The sequence below is a fragment of the Pseudomonas sp. SO81 genome (assembly GCF_030374125.1).
GTDB lineage: Bacteria > Pseudomonadota > Gammaproteobacteria > Pseudomonadales > Pseudomonadaceae > Aquipseudomonas.
Genome location: NZ_CP126126.1, coordinates 4,190,802 through 4,212,583 on the forward strand (window position 1 = coordinate 4,190,802; position 21,782 = coordinate 4,212,583).

Annotated in this window: 19 protein-coding genes and 2 pseudogenes; 7 read left to right on the forward strand and 14 right to left on the reverse strand. The window is 64.9% G+C overall.

Going from position 1 to position 21,782, the window contains the following annotated elements:
• Positions 1–11 precede the first annotated feature (11 nt).
• The 10 genes from OH686_RS20005 to nirB all read right to left on the reverse strand — a co-directional run bounded on the left by OH686_RS20005 (position 12) and on the right by nirB (position 9,239).
• Positions 12–395, reverse strand: coding sequence for a hypothetical protein (locus OH686_RS20005; protein WP_289534731.1), 384 nt, complete (start codon positions 393–395; stop codon positions 12–14).
• A gap of 86 nt (positions 396–481) precedes the next feature.
• Positions 482–853, reverse strand: a complete 372-nt coding sequence (locus tag OH686_RS20010) for a hypothetical protein (RefSeq protein ID WP_289534732.1) — start codon at positions 851–853, stop codon at positions 482–484.
• 86 nt (positions 854–939) lie between these two features.
• Positions 940–1,185 carry an Imm32 family immunity protein gene (locus OH686_RS20015; protein ID WP_289534733.1) on the reverse strand — a complete coding sequence of 82 codons (246 nt, stop codon included), beginning with the start codon at positions 1,183–1,185 and terminating at the stop codon, positions 940–942.
• Between the two features lie 217 nt (positions 1,186–1,402).
• The gene (locus tag OH686_RS20020) at positions 1,403–1,927 is read right to left on the reverse strand and encodes a M23 family metallopeptidase (RefSeq protein WP_289539060.1); all 525 of its coding nucleotides are present in this window, start codon (positions 1,925–1,927) and stop codon (positions 1,403–1,405) included.
• 36 nt (positions 1,928–1,963) lie between these two features.
• Positions 1,964–2,431, reverse strand: a complete 468-nt coding sequence (locus OH686_RS20025) for a hypothetical protein (protein ID WP_289534734.1) — start codon at positions 2,429–2,431, stop codon at positions 1,964–1,966.
• Between the two features lie 71 nt (positions 2,432–2,502).
• Entirely contained in the window at positions 2,503–3,501 is a 999-nt protein-coding gene (locus OH686_RS20030) for an AraC family transcriptional regulator (protein WP_289534735.1), read from the reverse strand.
• Positions 3,502–3,700: 199 nt separating this feature from the next.
• A complete protein-coding gene (locus OH686_RS20035; RefSeq protein ID WP_289534736.1) occupies positions 3,701–5,419 on the reverse strand; it encodes a bifunctional protein-serine/threonine kinase/phosphatase in 1,719 nt (572 codons plus the stop codon).
• 43 nt (positions 5,420–5,462) lie between these two features.
• Positions 5,463–6,275, reverse strand: a complete 813-nt coding sequence (locus OH686_RS20040) for a formate/nitrite transporter family protein (protein WP_289534737.1) — start codon at positions 6,273–6,275, stop codon at positions 5,463–5,465.
• 55 nt (positions 6,276–6,330) lie between these two features.
• Positions 6,331–6,681 (reverse strand): nitrite reductase small subunit NirD, encoded by a 351-nt coding sequence (gene nirD / locus OH686_RS20045; RefSeq protein ID WP_289534738.1) that lies wholly within the window; start codon positions 6,679–6,681, stop codon positions 6,331–6,333.
• On the reverse strand, positions 6,681–9,239 hold the full coding sequence (nirB, locus tag OH686_RS20050; RefSeq protein ID WP_289534739.1) for a nitrite reductase large subunit NirB: 2,559 nt from the start codon (positions 9,237–9,239) through the stop codon (positions 6,681–6,683). The genes nirD and nirB overlap by 1 nt, the downstream gene beginning before the upstream one ends.
• A gap of 667 nt (positions 9,240–9,906) precedes the next feature.
• On the opposite strand from nirB, the gene OH686_RS20055 reads away from it, so the two are divergent.
• From OH686_RS20055 to OH686_RS20075, 6 genes and pseudogenes are all read left to right on the forward strand, one after another.
• Positions 9,907–11,199, forward strand: coding sequence for a dicarboxylate/amino acid:cation symporter (locus tag OH686_RS20055; RefSeq protein WP_289534740.1), 1,293 nt, complete (start codon positions 9,907–9,909; stop codon positions 11,197–11,199).
• Between the two features lie 178 nt (positions 11,200–11,377).
• On the forward strand, positions 11,378–11,560 hold the full coding sequence (locus OH686_RS20060; RefSeq protein ID WP_289534742.1) for a hypothetical protein: 183 nt from the start codon (positions 11,378–11,380) through the stop codon (positions 11,558–11,560).
• Between the two features lie 164 nt (positions 11,561–11,724).
• A pseudogene (aceK, locus tag OH686_RS20065) lies at positions 11,725–13,481 on the forward strand (bifunctional isocitrate dehydrogenase kinase/phosphatase).
• Positions 13,482–13,609: 128 nt separating this feature from the next.
• Positions 13,610–13,888, forward strand: a pseudogene (locus tag OH686_RS23430) (PAS domain-containing protein); the annotation flags it as partial.
• A gap of 267 nt (positions 13,889–14,155) precedes the next feature.
• On the forward strand, positions 14,156–15,175 hold the full coding sequence (locus OH686_RS20070) for a methyl-accepting chemotaxis protein (protein WP_502942820.1): 1,020 nt from the start codon (positions 14,156–14,158) through the stop codon (positions 15,173–15,175).
• A gap of 78 nt (positions 15,176–15,253) precedes the next feature.
• The gene (locus OH686_RS20075; RefSeq protein WP_289534745.1) at positions 15,254–15,844 is read left to right on the forward strand and encodes a tRNA-uridine aminocarboxypropyltransferase; all 591 of its coding nucleotides are present in this window, start codon (positions 15,254–15,256) and stop codon (positions 15,842–15,844) included.
• A gap of 4 nt (positions 15,845–15,848) precedes the next feature.
• Here OH686_RS20075 and OH686_RS20080 read toward each other — a convergent pair whose 3' ends face one another.
• Entirely contained in the window at positions 15,849–16,205 is a 357-nt protein-coding gene (locus OH686_RS20080; RefSeq protein WP_289534746.1) for an antibiotic biosynthesis monooxygenase, read from the reverse strand.
• A 74-nt stretch (positions 16,206–16,279) separates the two neighbouring features.
• On the opposite strand from OH686_RS20080, the gene soxR reads away from it, so the two are divergent.
• Positions 16,280–16,735: a redox-sensitive transcriptional activator SoxR gene (gene soxR, locus OH686_RS20085; protein ID WP_289534747.1), complete on the forward strand. Its 456-nt coding sequence runs from the start codon at positions 16,280–16,282 to the stop codon at positions 16,733–16,735.
• On the opposite strand, the gene OH686_RS20090 is transcribed toward soxR, so the two are convergent.
• The 3 genes from OH686_RS20090 to OH686_RS20100 all read right to left on the reverse strand — a co-directional run bounded on the left by OH686_RS20090 (position 16,732) and on the right by OH686_RS20100 (position 21,675).
• The gene (locus tag OH686_RS20090) at positions 16,732–18,090 is read right to left on the reverse strand and encodes an HlyD family type I secretion periplasmic adaptor subunit (protein WP_289534749.1); all 1,359 of its coding nucleotides are present in this window, start codon (positions 18,088–18,090) and stop codon (positions 16,732–16,734) included. The two genes, soxR and OH686_RS20090, sit on opposite strands and share 4 nt — an antisense overlap.
• Positions 18,091–18,102: 12 nt before the next feature.
• Positions 18,103–20,250 carry a type I secretion system permease/ATPase gene (locus tag OH686_RS20095; protein ID WP_289534751.1) on the reverse strand — a complete coding sequence of 716 codons (2,148 nt, stop codon included), beginning with the start codon at positions 20,248–20,250 and terminating at the stop codon, positions 18,103–18,105.
• Positions 20,251–20,319: 69 nt separating this feature from the next.
• On the reverse strand, positions 20,320–21,675 hold the full coding sequence (locus OH686_RS20100) for a TolC family outer membrane protein (protein WP_289534753.1): 1,356 nt from the start codon (positions 21,673–21,675) through the stop codon (positions 20,320–20,322).
• Between the last annotated feature and the right edge of the window lie 107 nt (positions 21,676–21,782).

The window sequence follows — 21,782 nt, forward strand, 5'->3', positions numbered from 1 at the left end:
TGAGCGCATTGTTATGCACTTGTAGTGACCTCCAGTTGGGTAATGACCTTTGAATAAATATTTAGAAGATCCGCTAGGGGGATAGTGATGCTTCCCTTTTTGCCATTTGAAAGGTTAGTTTCAATGTATGCTGCTGAGCCTTTGACTTTGATTGAAGAGCTTGCGTCGTCAGTTGTTGGCCCTAAGCGCAGAACCGGTTGCTTACTTTGTTGCTTTACAGTTTGCAGACGCTCTAGCTCACATTGCATTGAGTGCTTAAAAGATGGGATGTGAACATGATTGTCGAAGTAGGTTACGTGGAGACCTGCGCACCATATTTCTACTTGGAGCAGGCCGTTTTGTGGCGTGTTCTCAAGCTCAAAACGGATTTGGTCGCGCTGGCCAATTACGAACACTGATTCACCTTTGGTGCATAACGTTTGGTTAAGGGGCCGGCTTTAGCCGGTCCCGAGTGAGCGAAGCGAACGGCTTGAACCATTTGTTAGTGGGCATGCGCCGACTCCGCTGTGTCGAATGCAAGAAAGTCTCCAGACTCTAAATCTTCGTAAGTACAGACGGTTTCGTCGTAACAGTAATTGCCTTGGTGAAATTCTGTGTGCACGCGCAACGAATCAGATGTTTGCTTTAGTGACTTTGGTGGTAATGAGAAAGTAAGAATAATAATTTTTCGTGCATCGTTGCGCAGAATATTCCTTGGAAGATTTCCTGCTAAAAACTCAGAAGTGGCTATTTCTTGTAGCTGAGCCGATAGCTGTAACCAAAATTCATTGGCCTTGGTGTGTTCGAAGCCGCTCCCATTCCATGTGATTTCGGTTACGGAAACTGTTGTTGGCCCGAGTTGCTGCACTGCCATGTGCTGACCCTCTAACGATTAAGCTAAGGGGCCGGCTTCGCCGGTCCCAGCGAACGAAGTGAGCGCTTTGAGCGACTTGTTAGAGGTCACAGCTCGTACTCCGGGTTGTAAACAACGAAGTGTGGCGAGTTTTCAAAGCTCTTGTCTTGGTCAGATAAGTGCTCATGAGTCCAAGACTTTCCGCGCTCCTCGATTCCGCTCGCACAATTTTCAAGAAATTTAGCAATGCGCCGTAGCTCATTAGGAGATGCAACTAGCGTGATTTCTGCTAGTTCGGCCGGAATTAGATCCTCTGCATCCTGCTCTTCCTTGGAATATCCGTGAATTTCCACTGCGACCTCTAACTATTATTAGGCGACATTGCTGTCGCATAACATCCGATCGAATGTCGGATAATGTTCCTTGTCACCTTGCAAGTCCTTGATTCTCCACGCTACCACCTCGCCAAACGCGACAGCAGCGGGATGAAAAGCGACACGAGAGCGGCAAGACCTGATGCCAGCACTCTGCTGACTTGTAGCCGACGCTACTGACTTGTTTTCCAGCTGTCTACGGTGCTTCACGCACACCACCCAAGGCCTCGTTTGGGTCGAGGTAGAACATCTTCTTCCAGCCCTGAGTGCTGCTATCCCAACGCCACGGATAGGGCAGCAGGCTGAGGATGGTGTAGTGCAAGTGGGGTGGTTTGCCGCGGGCGTTGCCGGTGTCGCCGACGCTGCCGATGTGGCTGCCGGACGATACCAGTTGGCCAGGCAGGGCGTTGTAGTCGTCGAGGTGGGCGAAGTAGTGCAGGCGCCATTTGGGGCCGAGCATCAAGACGACCTTGCCGCCCATGTCGATCTCGCCGCGGAACAGCACCAGGCCGTAGGTTGGGGCCACTACCGGGGTGCCTTTGCGGGCGAAGATGTCGATGCCCTTGTGCACGCCGGAGCGGCCCCAGGGTTCGAACCAGAAACTCTGCTGGTTCCAGTCGCGGGCGGTGGCGCCCTGTACCGGCACGCGCAGCCATTCGGGGGCGATCAGCCAGGCTAGCAGCAGGGCCAGAAGCAGATGGCGTTTGCGGGGTTTCTTTATTTTCATCGCGCATCCATGCGGTGTTGTCTCAGGGGTTCAGTCGCCGAACACCCAACTATTGTTGCGATTATGCAGGTAGATGAAGACGTTCTCGCTCTTGTCACGGGCGACGCCGGCGGTGCCCCAGGGGAAGTGGGCGAGTGTACCGTCCAGTTTGCCCAGCTGCTCGCTCAGCCAGCGTTGGTGCAGCTTTTCCCGCAGGGGGATGGAGGCGTAGAAGTCGTCGTCGGAATCGGTCGGGATGCTCGGATCGGCCAGTTCGATGAACAGGCTGACCAGTTGCTCCGCCTCGAAGCGCAGGCTCAGGTCGATGCCCAGGCGGCCCTCCTGCAGGCTGATGCGGGTGGAGCGGCAGGGTACCTCGCGCTCGCCGACCAACACCGGGCGCGAGTCGCCGACCTGGAAGCCGGCGCCCAGTTGCTCAGGCGTGGTGGCGGGGGTGATAAGGCTGCCCGCCACGTGCACGTGGCCGGTGTTGCGGTCGATCTGCAGAGATGTGGTCATCGGCGGGTCTGTTGGTGAAGGGGCGGCAGTTCTGGCTTGGTGGAAGCTGGCGAAATCGGGGCTGCGGCGAATCAGCTTTCCTGAGCCCGATAGGCTCCCGGTGTCAGCCCCGTCCATTTCTTGAACGCCCGGTGGAAGGCCGAAGGCTCGGAGAAGCCGAGCTGTTCGGCCAGGTCCTGGATCGACAGTTCGTCGCGGCCCAGGTGGTAGATCGCCAGGTCGCGGCGCAGATGGTCCTTGAGTTCCTGGAAGCTGCTGCCTTCCTCGCGCAGGTGGCGGCGCAGGGTCTGCGGGCTGATGTGCAGCTGCATGGCGACGTTCTCCAGGTCCGGCCAATGGGCGCAGTCGCGGCCGAGGAGGCGGCGGATGCGGCTGGTCAGGCTGTCGCCGCCATCCGGACGGGCCAGCAGGTCGGCCGGCGAGTGTTCGAGGAACTGCTTGAGCGTGCGTTCATCCTGCAGCAGCGGCATGCCCAGGTAGCGACTGTGGAACAGCAGGCCGGTGTATGCGGCGTCGAAGCGGCGCGGGCCTGGGAACAGCAGGTCGTACTCGGCGCTGTGCGATGGCTCGGGGTGGACGAAGCTGGCTTCTTCCAGGCGGATGCGCTGGCCGATCAGCCAGCTGCCGAGGCGGTGCCAGATCACCAGCAGGCTCTCGGTGAGGAAGTGGTCCGGGTCCCACAGGGCCGAGCTGTCCAGGGTCAGGCGCACCCATTCGCCTTCGCGCTGCAGTTGCACCCGCGGCGCGTCGGGGAACAGGCCATAGAACAGCATGCCGCGCACCAGGGCCTTTTCCAGGCTGTGGCAGTGGATGATGGCGTGGCACATCATGGCGAAGGTGCCGCGCTTGCTGGGGATGGCGCCGAAGCCCATGTACTCGTCGTCGAGCAGCGCCCACAGGCCTTGCAGCAGGCGGGTGAACTGCTCGGGGGCCAGGCGGGCGCGCGGTTCTTCGAGCAGCGCCGGCTGGATGCCCACTTCGCGCAGCAGGGCGGCGTAGTCGTAGCCCTGGCGGTCGGCGCCGCGCAAGGCGGCGCGGACGAAGTGGCTGGCGATGGTGCGTTCGCGCATGGCGTGGCTCGGCGTGAAGGTGCCCGGATGGTAAGGCGGCATGGCGGAAGGGAACAAGTTTCGTGGGCGAGGCTGTGGAAGCCCCTCTCCCTAGCCCTCTCCCGGGGGGAGAGGGGATAGAAGCGCGTGGCCGTTGAGGTCAGTCACCCCTCTCCACCGGGAGATGGGCCGGGGGTGAGGGTGTGTTGGTCTGCAGAGATCAACGACTCAGTAGTTGCCAGGCGAGCAGTGCGGCCAGGATCAGGCTGGCGCCACGCCAGAGCAGCAGCGGGTTGCGTTCCAGCAGCGGCGGGCGGGCGCGGTCGAGGTATTCGGCGCTGGGCTGGCGCAGGTCATGGACGAACTCGGAGAGTTCGGCGTGGCGCCGGTTCGGGTCGGGGTGCAGGGCCTTGCGCAGCACTTCGTCGATCCAGGGCGGGATGCTGCGCTCGGCGTCCTGCACCGAGTGGTAGACCAGGCGCAGTTGCTCGCTGCGATTGCGGCACTTGGCGACTTCCGCGCCGTAGGGCAGGCGACCGCTGAGCAGCTGGTAGGCGATCACGGCCAGGGAGAACAGGTCCGAGCGCGGCGAGCCGGCCTCGCCGATGAAGTATTCCGGGGCCATGTACTGCAGGGTGCCCGGCAGCGGGTTCTGCACGCGCTGCGGGGCCTGCTCGCTGAGGCCGGCGACCCGCGCCGAGCCGAAGTCGATCAGCCTGACGGTGCCGGTGGCGTCGATCAGCAGGTTATCCGGGCGCAGGTCCTGGTGCAGCATCTCCAGGCGGTGGAAGGCCTGCAGGCCACGGGCGATCTGCTCGACCAGGGCGCGCACCTTCTCCACGCCCGGCCGCGGGTTGTCGACCATCCACTGGCGCAGGGTCTGCCCCTCGATGTACTCGGTGACGCTGTACAGGTAGCTGCGCCGGCGGGTCTGTGCCGGGGCCTTGAGCACGTGGGCGCTGTCGATGCGGCGGGCGATCCATTCCTCGGTCAGCAGGCGCTCCAGGTGCGCGCGGTCGTGCTGCAGCTCGGTGGCCGGGGCCTTGAGCGCCACCGGCGTCTTGCCGTCCAGCGCCAGGTACACGTGGCTGCGGCTGCTGGTGTGGATCTCGCGCACGATGCGGTAGCCGTCGAACTCCATGCGCGCCTGCAGCAGCGGCGGTAGGGCCAGGTCGCCGACCCGTTGCTGCAGCTCGCCGGCGTCCTGGCGTGGCAGCTGGTCGATGCGCACCAGCTGCACGGTGAGGTTGTCGTCACTGCCGCGTGAGTAGGCCTGCTGCACCAGGGTGCGCGCGGCGCCGTCCAGGTCGTCGCCATAGGCGCGGATCAGGGCGGCCATGGCGGCTGGTTCGAGGTATTCGTGCACGCCATCGCTGGTCAGTAGGAAGATGTCGCCCGGCTCCATGGCCAGCTGGCGATAGTCCAGCTCCAGGTGCGGGCCCACGCCGAGGGCGCGGCTCAGGTAGCTGGTGTCACGCGAGACCCACAGGCGGTGGTCCTCGGTCAGGCGTTCCAGGGCGCCGTCGCGCAGGCGCTGGATGCGTGTGTCGCCGGCATGGAACAGGTGCGCGGTGGTGGCCTTGAGCACCAGGGCGCTGAGGGTGCAGACGTAGCCGCGGTCCATGTCGTAGCGGTACTGGCTCTGCCGCGTCTGCGCGTGCAGCCAGGAGTTGGCGGCCATCAGCACGCGCCAGGCGGACTTCTTCACCGACCAGGCGTCGGAAGTGCAGTAGTAGTCTTCGAGGAAGCTGCTCACCGCCGCCTCGCTGGCCACATGGCTGACCGAGCTGCTGCCGATGCCGTCGGCCAGGGCGATGGCGATGCCCTTGGTGGAGAGCTGGGGTTCGTCGGGGATGCACAGGCCGTGGAAGTCCTGGTTGACCTCCTTGCGCCCCTTGTCGGAGTGCTGGCCGACGGAAATCCGCAGTTGGCTGCTCATGCTGGAACGATGCGGGCCCCGCCGGCTGGCGGGGCCGCGGGGCTCAGACGAAGGAGCGCTTCGGTGCGGTCTTCACATGGGTGGCGTAGAGCGTCAGGCCGGTGAAGGCCAGGCCGCCGACCAGGTTGCCCAGGGCGGTGGGGATCTCGTTCCACAGCATGTAGTCCATCACCGAGAAGTCGCCGCCCATGATCATCGCCGAGGGGAACAGGAACATGTTCACCACCGAGTGCTCGAAGCCCATGTAGAAGAACAGCATGATCGGCATCCACATGGCGATGGTCTTGCCGCTGACGGTGGTGGAGATCATCGCGCCGACCACGCCCATGGATACCATCCAGTTGCACAGCATGCCGCGCAGGAAGATGGTCAGCCAGCCGGCCACGCCGTACTCGGCGTAGCCCAGGGTGCGGGCCTCGCCGATGTGCGAGATTTTCTCGCCGATCACCCCCGGCGTGGTGGAGAAGCCGTAGGTGAAGACGAAGGCCATCATGAAGGCGACGGTCAGGGCGCCGGCGAAGTTGCCGGTGAATACCAGGCCCCAGTTCTTCAGCACACCACCGACGGTGACGCCGGGGCGCTTGTCCAGCAGGGCCAGCGGGGTGAGCACGAACACCCCGGTGAGCAGGTCGAAGCCCATCAGGTAGAGCATCACGAAGCCGACCGGGAACAGCACGGCGCCGAGCAGCGGCGAGCCGGTCTGCACGCTGATGCTGACGGCGAACACGGCGGCCAGGGCGAGGATGGCGCCGGCCATGAAGGCGCGGATCAGGGTGTCGCGGGTGGACATGTAGATCTTCGATTCGCCGGCATCGACCATCTTGGTGGCGAACTCGGCAGGGACCAGATAGGACATGGCAGTGCTCTCTGTCGGAAACGGGGAGGGCGCCGCCGCGGGGCGGCGCCAGGGCTCAGCGGAGGATCTGCACCTGCTCGCCGTGCAGGCGCACCGGCCATACCGGCAGCTGCTGCTCGGGGTATTCCAGGCAGCCGCCATCGCTCAGGCGGTAGTGCTGCTTGTACAGCGGCGAGGCGATCACCAGGTCACCGCCGAGGTGGCCGATGATGCCGCGACCGATCACGTTGGCCCCGGACTTGGGGTCGCGGTTGCCGATGGCGAAGACCTTCTGCTCGGTATCCGGCAGGTAGAACAGGGCGACCTGCTCACCGCCGGCCAGGGCGACCACGCCGGAGTTGGCCACCAGGTCGGCGGTGCTGCACAGCGGTTGCCAGGCGTTGTCGAGTTGGGTTGCTGTGCTCATCAGACGGCCTCCATGGTCACGGGGATCAGTTCGAGTTCGTTGTCACGCGCCGGGCGGCGCTGGCCGCGTTCGCGGACGAAGTGGATGTCCGGGTCGCCGCCCTTCTCGTTGACGAAGGTGCGGAAGCGCTTGAGCTTCTCCTCGTCCTGCAGCGCGTTGGCCCATTCGCATTCGTAGCGGTCGACCACCAGCTGCATCTGCGCTTCCAGTTCGGCGCCCAGGCCCAGGCTGTCGTGGATCACCACGTCCTTGAGGTAGTCCAGGCCGCCTTCCAGCGATTCGCGCCACACCGAGGTGCGCTGCAGCTTGTCGGCGGTGCGGATGTAGAACATCAGCACGCGGTCGATGTAGCGCACCAGGGTGGCGTCATCCAGGTCGGTGGCGAACAGCTCGGCGTGGCGCGGGCGCATGCCGCCGTTGCCGCAGACGTAGAGGTTCCAGCCGTTCTCGGTGGCGATTACGCCGATGTCCTTGCTCTGCGCCTCGGCGCATTCGCGGGTGCAGCCGGAGACGGCGAACTTGATCTTGTGCGGCGAGCGCAGGCCCTTGTAGCGGTCCTCCAGCAGCAGCGCCATGCCGACGCTGTCCTGCACGCCGTAGCGGCACCAGGTGCTGCCGACGCAGCTCTTCACGGTACGCAGGGACTTGCCGTAGGCGTGGCCGGTCTCGAAGCCGGCGGCGATCAGCTCGCCCCAGATTTCCGGCAGCTCGTGCAGCTGGGCGCCGAACAGGTCGATGCGCTGGCCGCCGGTGATCTTGGTGTAGAGGTCGTACTTCTTCGCCACCGCGCCGATGGCGATCAGGCCGTCCGGGGTGATCTCGCCACCGGGGATGCGCGGCACCACCGAGTAGGTGCCGTTCTTCTGCATGTTGGCCATGAAAGTGTCGTTGGTGTCCTGCAGCGGCACCAGCGCCGGGTTCATGATCGGCTTGTTCCAGCAGGAGGCGAGGATCGAGCCCACCGCCGGCTTGCAGATGTCGCAGCCGACATGGCCACGGCCGTGCTTGGCCAGCAGCGATTCGAAGGTCTCGTGACCCTCGACGCGAACGAAGTGGTAGAGCTCCTGGCGGGTGTAGGCGAAGTGCTCGCACAGGCTCTTGTCTACTTCCACGCCGCGGGCGGTGAGCTCGTGCTCAACCACCTGCTTGAGCAGCGCCGCGCAGCCGCCGCAGCCGGTGGCCGCCTTGGTGCAGGACTTGACCCCGGCGATGTCGCTGCAGCCGCCGTCGATGGCCGAGCAGATCGCGCCCTTGCTGACGTTGTGGCAGGAACAGATGGTGGCGGTGTCCGGCAGGGCGTCGGCGCCCAGCGCCGGGGCGCCTTCGCCGGCGGGCATGATCAGACTGGCCGGGTCCTCCGGCAGCTTGATGCCGTTCTGCGCGTACTGCAGCAGGGTGTCGTAGTAGCTGTTGTCGCCCACCAGCACGGCGCCGAGCACCTGCTTGCCGTCGGCGGAGACCACCAGGCGGCGGTAGCTGGAGGTGGCCTCGTCGATGTAGCGGTAGCTCTTGGCGCCGGGCATGGCGCCATGGGCGTCGCCGATGGAGCCGACGTCCACGCCGAGCAGCTTGAGCTTGGTCGACATGTCCGCGCCGAGGAAGGGCAAGCCTTCCTGGCCGCACAACTGGGCCGCCACCAGGCGGGCCATCTGGTAGCCGGGGGCGACCAGGCCGAAGATGCTGCCGTTCCAGGCCGCGCATTCGCCGATGGCGAAGATGTGCTCGTCGCTGGTCAGGCACTGGTCGTTGATGTTGATGCCGCCGCGCGGCCCCAGCTCCAGGCCACAGGCGCGGGCCAGGGCGTCCTGCGGGCGGATGCCGGCGGAGAACACGATCAGGTCGGTCTCGAGGAAGTCGTCTCCGGCGAAGTTCATCCGGTAGCGGTACTCGCTGCCGGCGCTGATGCTCTGGGTGGCCTTGGACAGGTGCACGCCGACGCCCAGGTCCTCGATGCGCTGCTTCAGCGCGGCGCCGCCGAAGTCGTCCAGCTGTACCGGCATCAGGCGCGGGGCGAATTCCACCACGTGGGCTTCCAGGCCCAGGGACTTCAGCGCGTTGGCCGCTTCCAGGCCGAGCAGGCCGCCACCGACCACCACGCCACGGCGCTTGCCCTTGGCGGCGGCGCGGATGCCGTCGAGATCGTCGAGGGTGCGATAGACCAGGCGCGAGTCGCCCTCGGCGCCTTCGATCGGCGGCACGAAGGGGTAGGAGCCGGTGGCCAGCACCAGCTTGTCGTAGCCGAAGCGGCCCTTGGCGGTGACCACCTCGCGCTTGGCGCGGTCGATCTCCAGCACCTGGGCGCTGAGGTGCAGGGTCAGGCCGTCCTCTTCATAGAGGGAGGCGGCGCTCAGGGCCAGGGACTCGGCATCGCGGCCGCCGAAGTACTCGGACAGGTGCACGCGGTCGTAGGCGCGCTGCGCCTCCTCGCCGAACACCTCGATGCGGTAGTGCGCCAGGGCGCCATTGGCGAGCAGTTGCTCGACGCAGTTGTGGCCGACCATGCCGTTGCCGACGACGATCAGTCGTTGCTTGTCAGTGGTAGCGTCTGTGCTGTTCATAGCGTTTCCCGGCCAAAGCTCATCAGTTTTTTTCCCGGCAAATAAAAAGGCGCCTGAAACCTCTCGGTCTCAGGCGCCTTTGCCTGTTCTGTCCGTCGCCTGCGAGAGGCGCCGTAATGCCCATTGCCAGCGTTGGCTGTCGATCGCCTTTGATCGAATGGACGGCCCGGATGTAGCGGGCTCAGAGCGGACTATGCAGTGGCTGTGCCAGTTTCACCTGGCAGGGCTGCAGCCCTTTGCCGGCGCGGCCTGGCGGCGATCTGGCGGGGTAGGGTGCGGCCGGATCACGGACCCAAAAGGAGGCGCGGCAGCGTTGCGTTGCCCCATTGTGATCCGCGCTGGTGCATCGCCGGACGCACTTCGCCAGGTCGCCTCGGCAGGGCGATGGCTTTGACCTTCCGCGCCACCCTCGCGTGGGCGAAATCCCGCCGCGCCGTTGGCGGAAAGCCGCCAAAATCCATCTCGCTCGAATTCGTTTTTCTAATAAGTCATTGTAAATAAAGGGATTTTTATTTTTCGATGGCCTGGCATAACGCTTGCCATGAGTGCTACAGCCCCGCAGTCGGGCACCAACAACAAATCCCTCCAGAGCAGGAGGGTTAGCACTTTGAGCAGTCGCATGATCACCCAGGGATGGCGGTCCGGCGGCAGCGAGCGAGGAACTGCCATGACCCGCAAACCCTTCTACAAGAGCCTGTATGTCCAGGTCCTGGTGGCCATTGCCATCGGCATACTGCTCGGCCACTTCTACCCCGAGACCGGCGTGGCGCTGAAGCCGCTCGGCGACGGCTTCGTCAAGCTGATCAAGATGGCCATCGCGCCAATCATCTTCTGCACCGTGGTCAGCGGCATCGCCGGCATGCAGGACATGAAGGCGGTGGGCAAGACTGGCGGTTACGCGCTGCTGTATTTCGAGATCGTCTCCACCCTGGCCCTGGTCATCGGCCTGGTGGTGGTCAACGTGGTGCAGCCTGGCGTGGGCATGCACGTCGACCCGAGCACCCTGGATGCCAGCGGCATCGCCGCCTATGCCAAGGCCGGTGAGGCGCAGAGCACAGTGGCCTTCCTGCTCAACGTGATCCCGGCGACCATCGTCGGCGCCTTCGCCACCGGCGACATCCTGCAGGTGCTGTTCTTCTCCGTGATCTTCGCCTTCGCCCTGCAGCGCATGGGCGACTACGGCAAGCCGGTGCTGGAGTTCATCGATCGCATCGCCCAGGTGATGTTCGGCATCATCAATATGATCATGAAGGTCGCGCCCATCGGTGCCTTCGGCGCCATGGCCTTCACCATCGGCCAGTACGGTGTCGGCTCGCTGGTGCAGCTGGGCCAGCTGATGCTGTGCTTCTACATCACCTGCGTGTTCTTCGTGCTGGTGGTGCTCGGTGGCATCGCCCGCGCCCACGGCTTCAGCATCCTCAAGTTCATCCGCTACATCCGCGAGGAGCTGCTGATCGTGCTCGGCACCTCGTCCTCGGAGTCGGCCCTGCCGCGCATGCTCGATAAAATGGAGAAGCTCGGCGCGAAGAAGAACGTGGTGGGCCTGGTGATCCCCACCGGCTACTCGTTCAACCTGGACGGCACCTCGATCTACCTGACCATGGCCGCGGTATTCATCGCCCAGGCCACCGACACGCCGATGGACATCACTCACCAGCTGACCCTGCTGGCCGTGCTGCTGATCGCCTCCAAGGGCGCTGCGGGGGTGACGGGGTCCGGCTTTATCGTGCTGGCGGCGACGCTCTCGGCCGTGGGCCATCTGCCGGTGGCCGGCCTGGCGCTGATCCTCGGCATCGACCGCTTCATGTCCGAGGCCCGCGCCCTGACCAACCTGGTCGGCAACGGCGTGGCCACCATCGTGGTCGCCAAATGGTGCAAGCAGCTGGACGAGGACACCCTGCAGCGCCAGCTAGCCAGTGGTGGCAAGCCGCAGTTGCCGGCCAGCGCCGAGATCGTCTGAGTGTTTTCTCACCGCCCGCGTTGCGGGCGGTCTCTCCTGGCCCGTCCTCCCCTGCGGGCTTTTTTTATTTCAGTGAACATTTGTTTGACCGGCTTCACAGCCTGGCGACATGGCGCGAGCCAAGCGGGGCGGCGCAGGGCATAAATGCGGCCTGCGTAACGACTCTGGAACGGATGCCATGTCGAACCCACCGCGCGCCTCTGCGTCCCGCGAAGCCGAAGCCATGCTGCTGCGGCACTGCACCAATCACTGCCTGTCCAGTCTTCCTGCCTGCCTCGGCGTAGCCGCTCGCAGCGCTTTCTCCTGCGCCGATGACGCCCGCATTTTCGATCACGTCGGCAGCCAGCCCGCACTGATCTGACCCTTCTGCTCGACCCGAGAGCCTTTAGGCGATGTCCTCCCCGGCATCGCCTCTTTTTTTGCCCATTCGCAATCTGGCCACCCGGACTCCTCGACACTGCGGCTTTTCCTTGGCGTCGGCTGTGGCTAAGCTCGCGGTTCCGCACATGCAGCAGAGGCTTTCCCATGTCGCAGCAACGGCCGGCCGCCGATATCGCCCGAATGATCCTCGACGGTTTCGACGACTATCGCGCGCACTTCCGCGAGATCACCAACGGCGCCCGCGCCCGCTTCGAACTGGCCCAATGGCAGGAGGCGCAGCTCGCCTCGGCAGCGCGCATCAACCTCTACGAGGAGAAGGTGGCGGAAGTCAGTGGGCGCCTGCGCGCGACCTTCGCCGACGAGCAGCTGCTGGACATCGACCTGTGGCCGCTGGCCAAGAGCGCCTACATCGGCTTGATCGACCTGCGCAACGACGATGAGCTGGCCGAGACCTGGTACAACTCGATCTTCTGCGGCCTGTTCAGCCATGACCAGATCAGCGATGGCTGCATGTTCATCCACACCACCCGGCCCTCGCTGCGCCCCCACGAGCGCACGCCGCAGACCCGCAGCTACCAGCCGCGCGGCGACCTCAACCAGGCCCTGCGACAGATCTTCACCGACTACAGCTACAACGCCCCGTTCGAGGACCTGGACCGCGACCTGGCCAAGCTCGAGCAGCAGCTGCGCAGCAACCTGCCGGACTGGGTGTGCAAGGACCAGGACCTGACCATCGAGCTGTTCTCCTCGACCCTGTACCGCAACAAGGGCGCCTACCTGGTGGGGCGCATCTTCACCCCGGACGAACAGTGGCCGCTGGTATTCCCGCTGCTGCACCGCGAGGGGCAGGGCGTGCAGATCGACACCCTGATCACCGACGAGGCGGAAGTCTCGATCATCTTCTCCTTCACCCGTTCCTACTTCATGGTGCGGGTGGAGATTCCGGCGGAGTTCATCGGCTTCCTCAAGCGCATCCTGCCGGGCAAGCACATCGCCGAGCTGTACACCTCGATCGGCTTCTACAAGCACGGCAAGTCGGAGTTCTACCGGGCCCTGATCAACCACCTGGCCGGCACCGACGACCGATTCATCATGGCCCCCGGCGTGCGCGGCATGGTGATGAGCGTGTTCACCCTGCCGGGCTTCAACACCGTGTTCAAGATCATCAAGGACCGCTTCTCGCCGTCGAAGAACGTCGACCGCAACACGGTGATCGAGAAGTACCGCCTGGTGAAGAGCGTCGACCGGGTCGGGCGCATGGCCGATACCCAGGAGTTCTCCGACTTCCGCTTCCCGCTGTCCAAGTTCGATCCGGAGTGCCTGGCCGAGCTGCTGGAAGTGGCGCCGTCCACCGTGGAGGTCGAGAACGGCGATACCGTGCTGATTCGCCACTGCTGGACCGAGCGGCGCATGACCCCGCTGAACATCTACCTGGAGCATGCCAACGAGGCCCAGGTGCGCGAGGCGCTGGAAGACTACGGCCTGGCCATCAAGCAACTGGCCGCCGCCAATATCTTCCCCGGCGACATGCTGCTGAAGAACTTCGGCGTCACCCGCCATGGTCGCGTGGTGTTCTACGACTACGACGAGATCAGCTACCTGACTGAGGTGAACTTCCGCCGCATCCCGCCGCCACGCTACGACGAGGATGAGATGTCCAGCGAGCCCTGGTATTCGGTGGGGCCGAACGACGTGTTCCCCGAGGAGTTCCCGCGCTTCCTGTTCGTCGATATCGGCCAGCGCCGGCTGTTCAACCAGCTGCACGGCGACCTCTTTACCGCCGAGTACTGGCAGAGTCTGCAGGATGCGATCCGCTCCGGGAAGGTGATCGACGTGTTCCCCTATCGGCGCAAGGCCGACCTGATCGTCTGATCGGCGTGGCATTCGCCGCCAGGGGCTAATACCCCTACCGTTCGTCAGGGAAATGTGAGGTCGATGCTGGCCAAATGCCGGTTTGGTACTCCTGTGCTAGAACCAATGGTGTAAGGCCAGGAAGTCTCCCTCACATTTCCCCAAGGACGGTCCGCCTATGCGTCAGAACCTTCCCGTGACCCAGCGTGAGCGCACCTTTACCGATGCCGATCGCCTGATTTCCACCACCGACCTCAGCAGCAAGATCACCTACGTCAACGACGCCTTCATCGAGATCAGCGGCTTCAGCCGCGAAGAACTGATCGGACAGCCGCACAACCTGGTGCGCCATCCGGACATGCCGCCCGGAGTGTTCGCCCACATGTGGGAGACCATCAAGCTGGGCAAACCGTGGATGGGCATCGTCAAGAACCGCTGCAAGAACGGCGACCACTACTGGGTCAGCGCCTACGTTACGCCGATCTACGAGAACGGCCGCATGGCCGGCTACGAGTCGGTGCGCTCGGTACCCAGCGAGGCGCAGAAGCGCCGCGCCGAAGAGCTTTACGCTCGCCTGCGTGCCGGCAAGCCACCGGTGTCGCGGATTGAGTACTGGACCTACGACCTCCTGCGCAGCTGGCCGCTGATCATCGCCGCGCTGGTCATCCTCGGCGGTCATGCCTTCCTCAGCGGGCCCTGGCTGCTCGGCTTCATCGCCGCGGTGATGTTCGGCCTCGGCTCCTTCCAGCTGTACAGCAAGCGGCAGATGATCCGCCGCACCCTGGCCGAGCATCCCAAGGCCTTCACCAGTGCTCTGGTGGCCCTGACCTACAGCGACAGCCGCGGCGCCCAGGCGCTGCTGGACATGGCGATGATCAGCGAGGAGGCGCGCCTGCAGACGGCCCTGACCCGTCTGGAGGATGCCGGCGAGAGCGTGCGCAAGCGCGCGGCGCAATCCGCCGAGCTGTCGCGCTCCGGGGCCGAGCTGCTGGAGCAGCAGCGCAGCGAGACGGACCAGTCGGCCACCGCCATCACTCAGATGGCCTCGACCATCCAGGAAGTCGCGCACAACGTGCAGAACACTTCGCACGCGGCGGAGGAGGCCGACCGCCTGGCCCAGCAGGGCCGCGACCTGGCCGGCGGCAGCCTGCAGGCCATGCAGCAGATGGCAGGCGCGGTGCAGGAGATCGGCCAGGCGGTGAACGAACTGGCCAACTCGACCCAGTCGATCGGCAGCGTGGCCGACGTGATCACCTCCATCGCCGAGCAGACCAATCTCCTCGCGCTCAACGCCGCCATCGAGGCGGCGCGGGCGGGCGAGCAGGGCCGTGGCTTCGCCGTGGTGGCCGACGAGGTGCGCGCGCTGGCCGGGCGGACCCGCGAGTCCACCGAGCAGATTCACCAGATCATCTCGTCCCTGCGCAACGGTGCGGACAAGGCGGTGAATACCGCCAATCGCGGCGAGGAAATCTCCCGCGACAGCGTGCGCAGCGTCGAGGCGGTGCGCGAGGCGCTGGACGGCATCAGCCAGGCGGTGACGCGCATCACCGGCATGAGTCAGCAGATGGCGACCGCCTCCGAGCAGCAGAGCCATGTGGCGGAGGACATCAGCCGGCAGATCACGCGCATCGCCCAGCTCTCCGATCACAGCGCCGGGCAGGCCCAGCAGAGCGTCGGCATCAGCCAGGAGCTGGAGCAGATGGCCGCCTACCTGCACAGCCTGGCCGAACGCTTCAATCACTAGGGTGGCGCGCCGCCAGCGTCCTGCTGGCGGCGTGGCTGCGGTCGCTGTGGCACACTGCGCGGCCGGAGGAACCCGCCCATGTCCCGAGCGCGCTGCGAACGCTGTGCCCGCCCGCAGAGCCATTGTCTCTGTCACCTGATTCCACGCCTGCCGAGCCGCACGCGGGTGCTGATCCTGCAGCACCCGGACGAGGTCGGCCACGCGCTGAACACCGCGTGTCTGGCGGCCCTGGGCCTGGAGAATGCCGAGCTGCTGGTGGGCGAGCGCTTCGCCGACCTGCCGCTGGACCCGGCCTACCGCGCCTGCCTGCTGTTCCCCGGCGAGGCGGCGCAGCCGCTGCCGCTGGCGCCGTTGCCAAACGATGAGCGTCCGCTGTTGCTGGTGGTGCCCGACGGCACCTGGCGCAAGGCGCGCAAGCTGTTGCACCTCAACCCTTGTCTGGCGGAGTTGCCGCGCGTTTGCCTGCCCTCAGGCCTGAACTCGCGCTACCGCCTGCGCAAGGCGCCCGCCGAGGGCGCACTGGCGACCATCGAGGCAATCGTTGCGGCTCTCGAACTGCAGGAGGCGCCGCTGCGTTTCGATGAACTGCTGCGACCCTTCGAGGCATTGATCGAGGGGCAGATCGCCGCGATGGGCGCCGATACCTACGAGCGCAACCACGGCGGTTAGCGCTTCAGCGATTCTCGTCGAGCAGGACGCTGTCGAACTGGATGCTGCGGGCACCCAGACGCAGCAGGCTGTCGGCGAACAGCTGGTTGCGGGTGCGCTGGCAATCCCAGGCGGCTTCCCAGTCTTCGCGGCGGCGCCAGCGCAGGCGGCCGAGCAGGTGATGCTCGCCGCTGGCGTGCAGCTCCGCGCCCAGGTAGCCGCTGCCGTCCTGGAACAGCTGGCGCAGCTGCTGCAGATAGTCGTGGAAGCGCTGGATGATCTCCGCGCGGTGCGCGGTGTTCACTTCGATATCGATCAGCAGGGCGAAGCGGGCCTGGTCGCTGTCGTCTGCATTTTGGCTATGGGCACTGGGTATGAGCATGGTGTTGGTTTCCTGGGCTTGAACTCGAACACCGGGCGAGGGTAAAACCTCAACTTAGCTTGAGGTCAACAGTCATGAAAAAACCTTCACAACCACCGTGTGACCTGAGTGTCGGCGAGCTGGCCAGGCGCAGCGGCGTCGCGGTCTCGGCTCTGCATTTCTATGAGGCCAAGGGCCTGATCACCAGCACTCGCAATGCCGGCAACCAGCGGCGCTACCCGCGCGAGACTCTGCGCCGGGTAGCGGTGATCAAGGTGGCGCAGCGGGTGGGCATTCCGTTGGCGGAGATAGCCGGGGCGCTGAGTGAGTTGCCCCAGGGGCGCAACCCGACGGCGTCGGACTGGGCGGGATTGTCGGCTCGCTGGCGCGAGGATCTGGATCAGCGCATCGCCAAGCTGCAGATGCTGCGCGACCAGCTGGATGGCTGCATCGGTTGTGGCTGCCTGTCGCTGGAGGCTTGCCCGCTACGCAACCCCGGCGACCAGCTGGCGGCGGAGGGGCCGGGTGCGCACTGGCGGGCGCCCGACTAGCGCTCGCGCATGGCCTCGGAGCGCGCCTTGAGCACCGGCTTGAGCAGGTAGTCCAGCACGCTCTTCTCGCCGGTGACGATGTCCACCGTGGCGACCATGCCGGGGATGATCAGCAGCGGGTGATCGTCGTTGCCCAGGTGGCTCTTGTCGGTGCGCACCTGGATCAGATAGAAGCTGTTGCCTTCCTCGTCGGTGATGGTGTCGGCGCTGATCAGCTCCAGCTTGGCCTTGAGCCCGCCGTAGATGGTGTAGTCATAGGCGGTGAACTTGACCATGGCCTTCTGCCCGGGATGCAGGAAGGCCACGTCCTGAGGACGGATGCGCGCTTCGATCAGCAGGTTTTCTTCCAGCGGCACCACCTCGACCATGGGGTCGCCGGGCTGCACCACACCGCCGATGGTGTTGACCTTGAGCAGCTTGATCACGCCGTACACCGGCGAGTTCACCGTGGTGCGACTGACCCGGTCCTGGATGGCGACGCTGGTGGAGGTGATCTTCTTCAGCTCGGTGCGCACCTCGTTGAGCTCCTTGAGGGCCTCGGTGCGGAAGGTCAGGGTCGACTCGTTGAGCTTGCTCTCGATCTCCTGCATGGCCGCCTCGGCGCGTGGGATCGCCAGGTTGGTGGCGTCCAGCGAGCCGCGCATCTCCACGGCGCTGCGGCGCAGGCGGAGGATTTCCACCTCGGAGATGGCGCCGGCGGCCACCAGCGGCTGCGACATGTTCAGTTCCTGCTGCACCAGGCCCAGGCTGGAGCGGTACTGCTGGGCCTTGGCGCGGAACTCGGCCAGCTCCTGGGTCTTCTGCCGCAGCTGCTCCTTGAGGGTGTTCTGTTCGCTCTCCAGGCGCTGCTGGCGCGAGCGGTACAGGGCCATCTCGTCCTCGACCAGCTGTGGCGCTTCCTTGACCAGCTCGTCCGCCAGGGCCAGCGGCCGACCCTCGGCCTCGGCGCTGAGGCGTTCGACGCGGGCCAGCAGGGCCAGGCGGTCGGCCTCGGTCTCGCCCTTGTTGGAGATGAAGCGGGTGGCGTCCAGGCGCAGCAGCACATCGCCCTTGTTCACCACCTGGCCCTCGCGTACGAAGATTTCGGTGACGATGCCGCCCTCCAGGTTCTGGATGACCTGCACCTTGCTCGAGGGAATGGCCTTGCCTTCGCCGGTGGTGACTTCTTCCAGCACGGCGAACTTGGCCCAGATCAGCGCCACGATCAGGCAGGCGCTGACCGCCCACACGGTGGCGCGCGCCAGCCAGGGCGAGTCTTCGAGAATGGCGCCGTCCACCTCGGGCATGAACTCGGTGTCCTGCTTCTTGCGCTGCAGGCTGCCGAAGTAGTCGCGCAGGGATTGGGTCAGTTCCACGCCATACCTCCGCTAAACCGCTGCCGGGCCGACACGGCCGCGACGCAGGGCATCGATCACCGCTTCCTTCGGCCCATCGGCCACCACATGGCCGTAGTCCAGCACGATCAGGCGATCGACCAGGCTGAGCATCGAACTGCGGTGGGTGATCAGCAGCAGGGTCTTGCCCTGGGACCAGGTCTGCAGACGGTTGCGCAGGATATCTTCGCTGGTGTTATCCATGGCGCTGGTGGGTTCGTCCAGCAGTAGGATCGGTGGATCGAGCAGCAGCGCGCGGGCCAGCAGCACGGCCTGGCGCTGGCCACCGGACAGCAGCTGGCCGCGCTCGCCCACCGGGCGGTCGAAGCCTTGCGGGTGTTGCCGGGCCAGGTCGGTGACGCCGGTCAGCTCGGCCACTTCGAGCATGCGCGCGTCGCTGACGTAGCGGGCGCCGAGGGTCAGGTTGTCGCGCAGGCTGCCAGCCAGCAGCGGCAGGTCGTGGGCGACGTAGCCGATCTGGTGGCGCAGGTCGGCCACGTCCAGCTGACGCAGGTCGAGGTTGTCGAGGAGGATCTGCCCCTCGCTCGGGGTGTAGAAGTTCATCACCAGGCGCGCCAGGGTGCTCTTGCCCGAGCCGCTGCGGCCGATGATGCCGACCCGCTCGCCGGCGGCCATGTGCAGGCTGACCTTGCTCAGTGCCGGGGTGCTCTGGCCGGGGTAGCTGAAGCTGATCTGACGCAGGTCCAGCGCGCCCTTGAGGTGGGTGCGCTCCAGCGGCCGCTGGTTGGCCTGGCGCTCCTGCGGCAGGGCCATCAGCGCATCGGTGCTGGTCATGGTCAGGCGCGCCTGCTGGTAGCGGGTGATCAGGCCAGCGATCTGTCCGAGCGGCGCCAGTACCCGGCTGCCGAGCATATAGCTGGCCACCAGTGCGCCGACGCTGAGGTGGCCGGCGATGATGATGTAGACCCCGGCAACGATGGTGGCCATGCCGGCGAATTGCTGCAGGAACATGGTGCCGTTGGTGGCCAGCGAGGCGAGGAAGCGCGCGTGGCTGTCCAGGCGGGTGAGGGCGCCGTGGGTCTTCTCCCAGCGGTGCTGGCGCTCGCTCTCGGCGCTGCAGGCTTTGAGGGTTTCCAGGCCGCCGAGGGTCTCGATCAGCAGGGCCTGGCGTTCGGCACCCAGGGTCAGGCTCTTCTGCACCGTGTCGCGCAGGCGGGCCTGGATGATCAGGGCGAACACCGCGGTGATGGGGAAGGCTAGTAACGGGATCACCACCAGCCAGCCGCCCAGCAGGCCGATGACCAGGATCATCAGCAGGGAGAAGGGCAGGTCGATGAGGCTGGTCAGGGTCACTGCGGTGAGGAATTCGCGCAGGCCTTGGAAGTCATGGATGCTCTGGGCGAAGCCGCCGACCGTGGCGGGCCTGGCCATCATCGACATGCCGGTGATGCGCTCGAACAGGGTGGCGGACAGCACCACGTCGGTCTTCTTGCCGGCCACGTCCAGCAGGTAGGCACGCAGAACGCGCAACAGCAGTTCGAAGCCGGTGCCGATGAACAGGCCGATGACCAGTACCCAGAGCGTGGAGATGGCCTGGTTGGGCACCACGCGGTCGTAAGTCTGCATGACGAAGAGCGGGACCATCAGCCCCAGCAGGTTGATCAGCAGGCTGGCCAGGACGGCGTCGGTATAGAGCCAGCGCGACAGTTTCAGGGTGTCGCGGAACCACGCCTCGACCCGCGGCACCAGGGGGGTGCGGGAATCTTCCAGTTCGTGCTGCGGCTTGGCGAAGAAGGCCTGGCCGCTGTATTCCAGCGCCAGATGGTCGCGGTTGACCCACTGCTCGCCGCCATCGGTCTCGCAGGGCAGGATCTGCATCTGGTTCTTCGGACCCATCTTGCGCAGCACGGCGCTGCGGCCGTCCTTGAGCAGCAACAGGACCGGCAGGTTGAGCGGCGAGATGGCGTCCAGCTCGCGGCGCAGGATGCGGCCCTGCAAGCCGGCGCGGGCGGCCGCGCGGGGCAGCAGCTCGGCGCTGAGGCGTTGTTCGGGCATCGGCAGGCCTGCCGTCAGGCTGGCGCGGCTGGCCGAACAGTCATGCAGGTTGCAGAGAATGAGGAGTCCGTCCAGCAGCGGGTCGTCGTGACTCTGCCGCTGGTCGTCGGAGGGTCTCCGTTCCATGGTGGTCAAAGGTCACTACTCCTGAGAGGTCGCCCGGCGGTGATCGCGCGGGCGACGTCTTCGCCGGGACTACTTCATTTCCGGCAGGCGCGCCTCGCTCTTCACTTCGGTGAGGGCTACAGCTTCGGCCGGGACTACGACGTTCTGTTTCTTCAACAGCTCGCCCATGGCTGCGATGACGCGGTACATGGAGAACTCTTCGGTGTAGCGAACCTCGGTATAGCGGCGGTTAGCGGTGAAGAGTTCGTTGTCGCTGTCCAGCAGGTCGAGCAGGGTGCGCTGGCCGAGGCTGAACTGTTGTTGGTAGGCCTCACGCACGCGCGAGGTGTAATCCGCATAGTCGCGGGCCTTGGGGGTCTGCAGGCGGGCGTTCTCCATGGCGTTCCAGGCCAGCGAGAGGTTCTCGTTGACCACGCGCAGGGCGTTGTTGCGGATGTCCATGGACTGGTTGATCTGGTGCGCCGCCGACTGCAGACGAGCCTTGTCGCGCATGCCGTTGAATAGGTTGTAGTTCATTACCACGGCTGCGCGCCAGGTGTTGTAGTGGCCCTCGTCGCCTTGCACGTTGTCGTCTGCGGTGGTGGCCAGTTCGAGGTCGAAGCGCGGGTAGAAGGGCGCCTTGGCCACTTCGTACTGTTTCTCGGCGGCATTGACGTCGGCCTGGGCGGACTTGAGGAAGGGATTGTTGTCCATCACCATCTGCCTGGCGACGTTAACGTCTTCCGGCATCTCGCCCTTGATCGAGGCGGGCTGCTCCAGTTCGTCAGGCATGCGGCCGGTGGCACTGAAGAAGTTGGCCTCGGCGTCGGCCAGGTTGACCTGCTCGGTATAGAGGTTGTTCTCGGCCAGAGCCAGACGGGCTACCGACTGATCCAGGTCGGCGGTGCTGCCAACGCCGCGCTCGCTGCGCAGGCCGATCTGGTCATTGATGCGCTGGTGGGCCTGCAGGTTGTTCTGCGCCAGGTTCACCATCTCGCGGCGTTTGAGTACTTCGAGATAGACCTCGACGGTACGCAGGGCCAGGCTCTCGGAGGTGCCCTGTACATAGTAGGCTCGGGAGTCGACCACCGACTTGGTGCGCGCCACTTCGTTGGGCGTGTTGAAGCCGTCGAACAGCATCTGCCGCAGGCGCAATTCGGCGTCGTTATAAGTCAGGGTTTCCTTGTTGTGATCGCCCAGCGCCCGTGTGCTCGGGCTGTCGGTCTGCTCGCGGCCGTAGCCCAGAAGCAGATCAACGGTAGGTAGATAGCCGCCCTTGGCGATTTTCACTTCCTCATCCGCAGACAGACGATCATTCATGCTGGCATGCAGCTCGGGATGATTGTCGATGGTGCTCTGGATGGCTTCCGAGAGTGTCATGGCCTGGGCCTGGAGACAGGCCATGGCCAGCAAAATGCCACTGTAGAGCGGTTTTAGTGAGGGCATGGTTTTTTCTCCTTATTTATATGCTCGGTTCCTGTCGCCAAAATACTGACGATTTATGCCTGAAAGAGCGTTTCAGGCCTGTAACATCACAGCTAAGAACATCTTCC

Excerpts from the sequence above, each read along its gene's own strand:
- OH686_RS20010 (WP_289534732.1), bottom strand. The coding sequence starts at position 853 with ATGGCAGTGCAGCAACTCGGGCCAACAACAGTTTCCGTAACCGAAATC.
- OH686_RS20025 (WP_289534734.1), bottom strand. The coding sequence starts at position 2,431 with ATGACCACATCTCTGCAGATCGACCGCAACACCGGCCACGTGCACGTG.
- OH686_RS20030 (WP_289534735.1), bottom strand. The coding sequence starts at position 3,501 with ATGCGCGAACGCACCATCGCCAGCCACTTCGTCCGCGCCGCCTTGCGC.
- OH686_RS20035 (WP_289534736.1), bottom strand. The coding sequence starts at position 5,419 with ATGAGCAGCCAACTGCGGATTTCCGTCGGCCAGCACTCCGACAAGGGG.
- OH686_RS20040 (WP_289534737.1), bottom strand. The coding sequence starts at position 6,275 with ATGTCCTATCTGGTCCCTGCCGAGTTCGCCACCAAGATGGTCGATGCC.
- nirD (WP_289534738.1), bottom strand. The coding sequence starts at position 6,681 with ATGAGCACAGCAACCCAACTCGACAACGCCTGGCAACCGCTGTGCAGC.
- nirB (WP_289534739.1), bottom strand. The coding sequence starts at position 9,239 with ATGAACAGCACAGACGCTACCACTGACAAGCAACGACTGATCGTCGTC.
- OH686_RS20055 (WP_289534740.1), top strand. The coding sequence starts at position 9,907 with ATGACCCGCAAACCCTTCTACAAGAGCCTGTATGTCCAGGTCCTGGTG.
- OH686_RS20060 (WP_289534742.1), top strand. The coding sequence starts at position 11,378 with ATGTCGAACCCACCGCGCGCCTCTGCGTCCCGCGAAGCCGAAGCCATG.
- OH686_RS20070 (WP_502942820.1), top strand. The coding sequence starts at position 14,156 with ATGTTCGGCCTCGGCTCCTTCCAGCTGTACAGCAAGCGGCAGATGATC.
- OH686_RS20075 (WP_289534745.1), top strand. The coding sequence starts at position 15,254 with ATGTCCCGAGCGCGCTGCGAACGCTGTGCCCGCCCGCAGAGCCATTGT.
- OH686_RS20080 (WP_289534746.1), bottom strand. The coding sequence starts at position 16,205 with ATGCTCATACCCAGTGCCCATAGCCAAAATGCAGACGACAGCGACCAG.
- soxR (WP_289534747.1), top strand. The coding sequence starts at position 16,280 with ATGAAAAAACCTTCACAACCACCGTGTGACCTGAGTGTCGGCGAGCTG.
- OH686_RS20095 (WP_289534751.1), bottom strand. The coding sequence starts at position 20,250 with ATGGAACGGAGACCCTCCGACGACCAGCGGCAGAGTCACGACGACCCG.
- OH686_RS20100 (WP_289534753.1), bottom strand. The coding sequence starts at position 21,675 with ATGCCCTCACTAAAACCGCTCTACAGTGGCATTTTGCTGGCCATGGCC.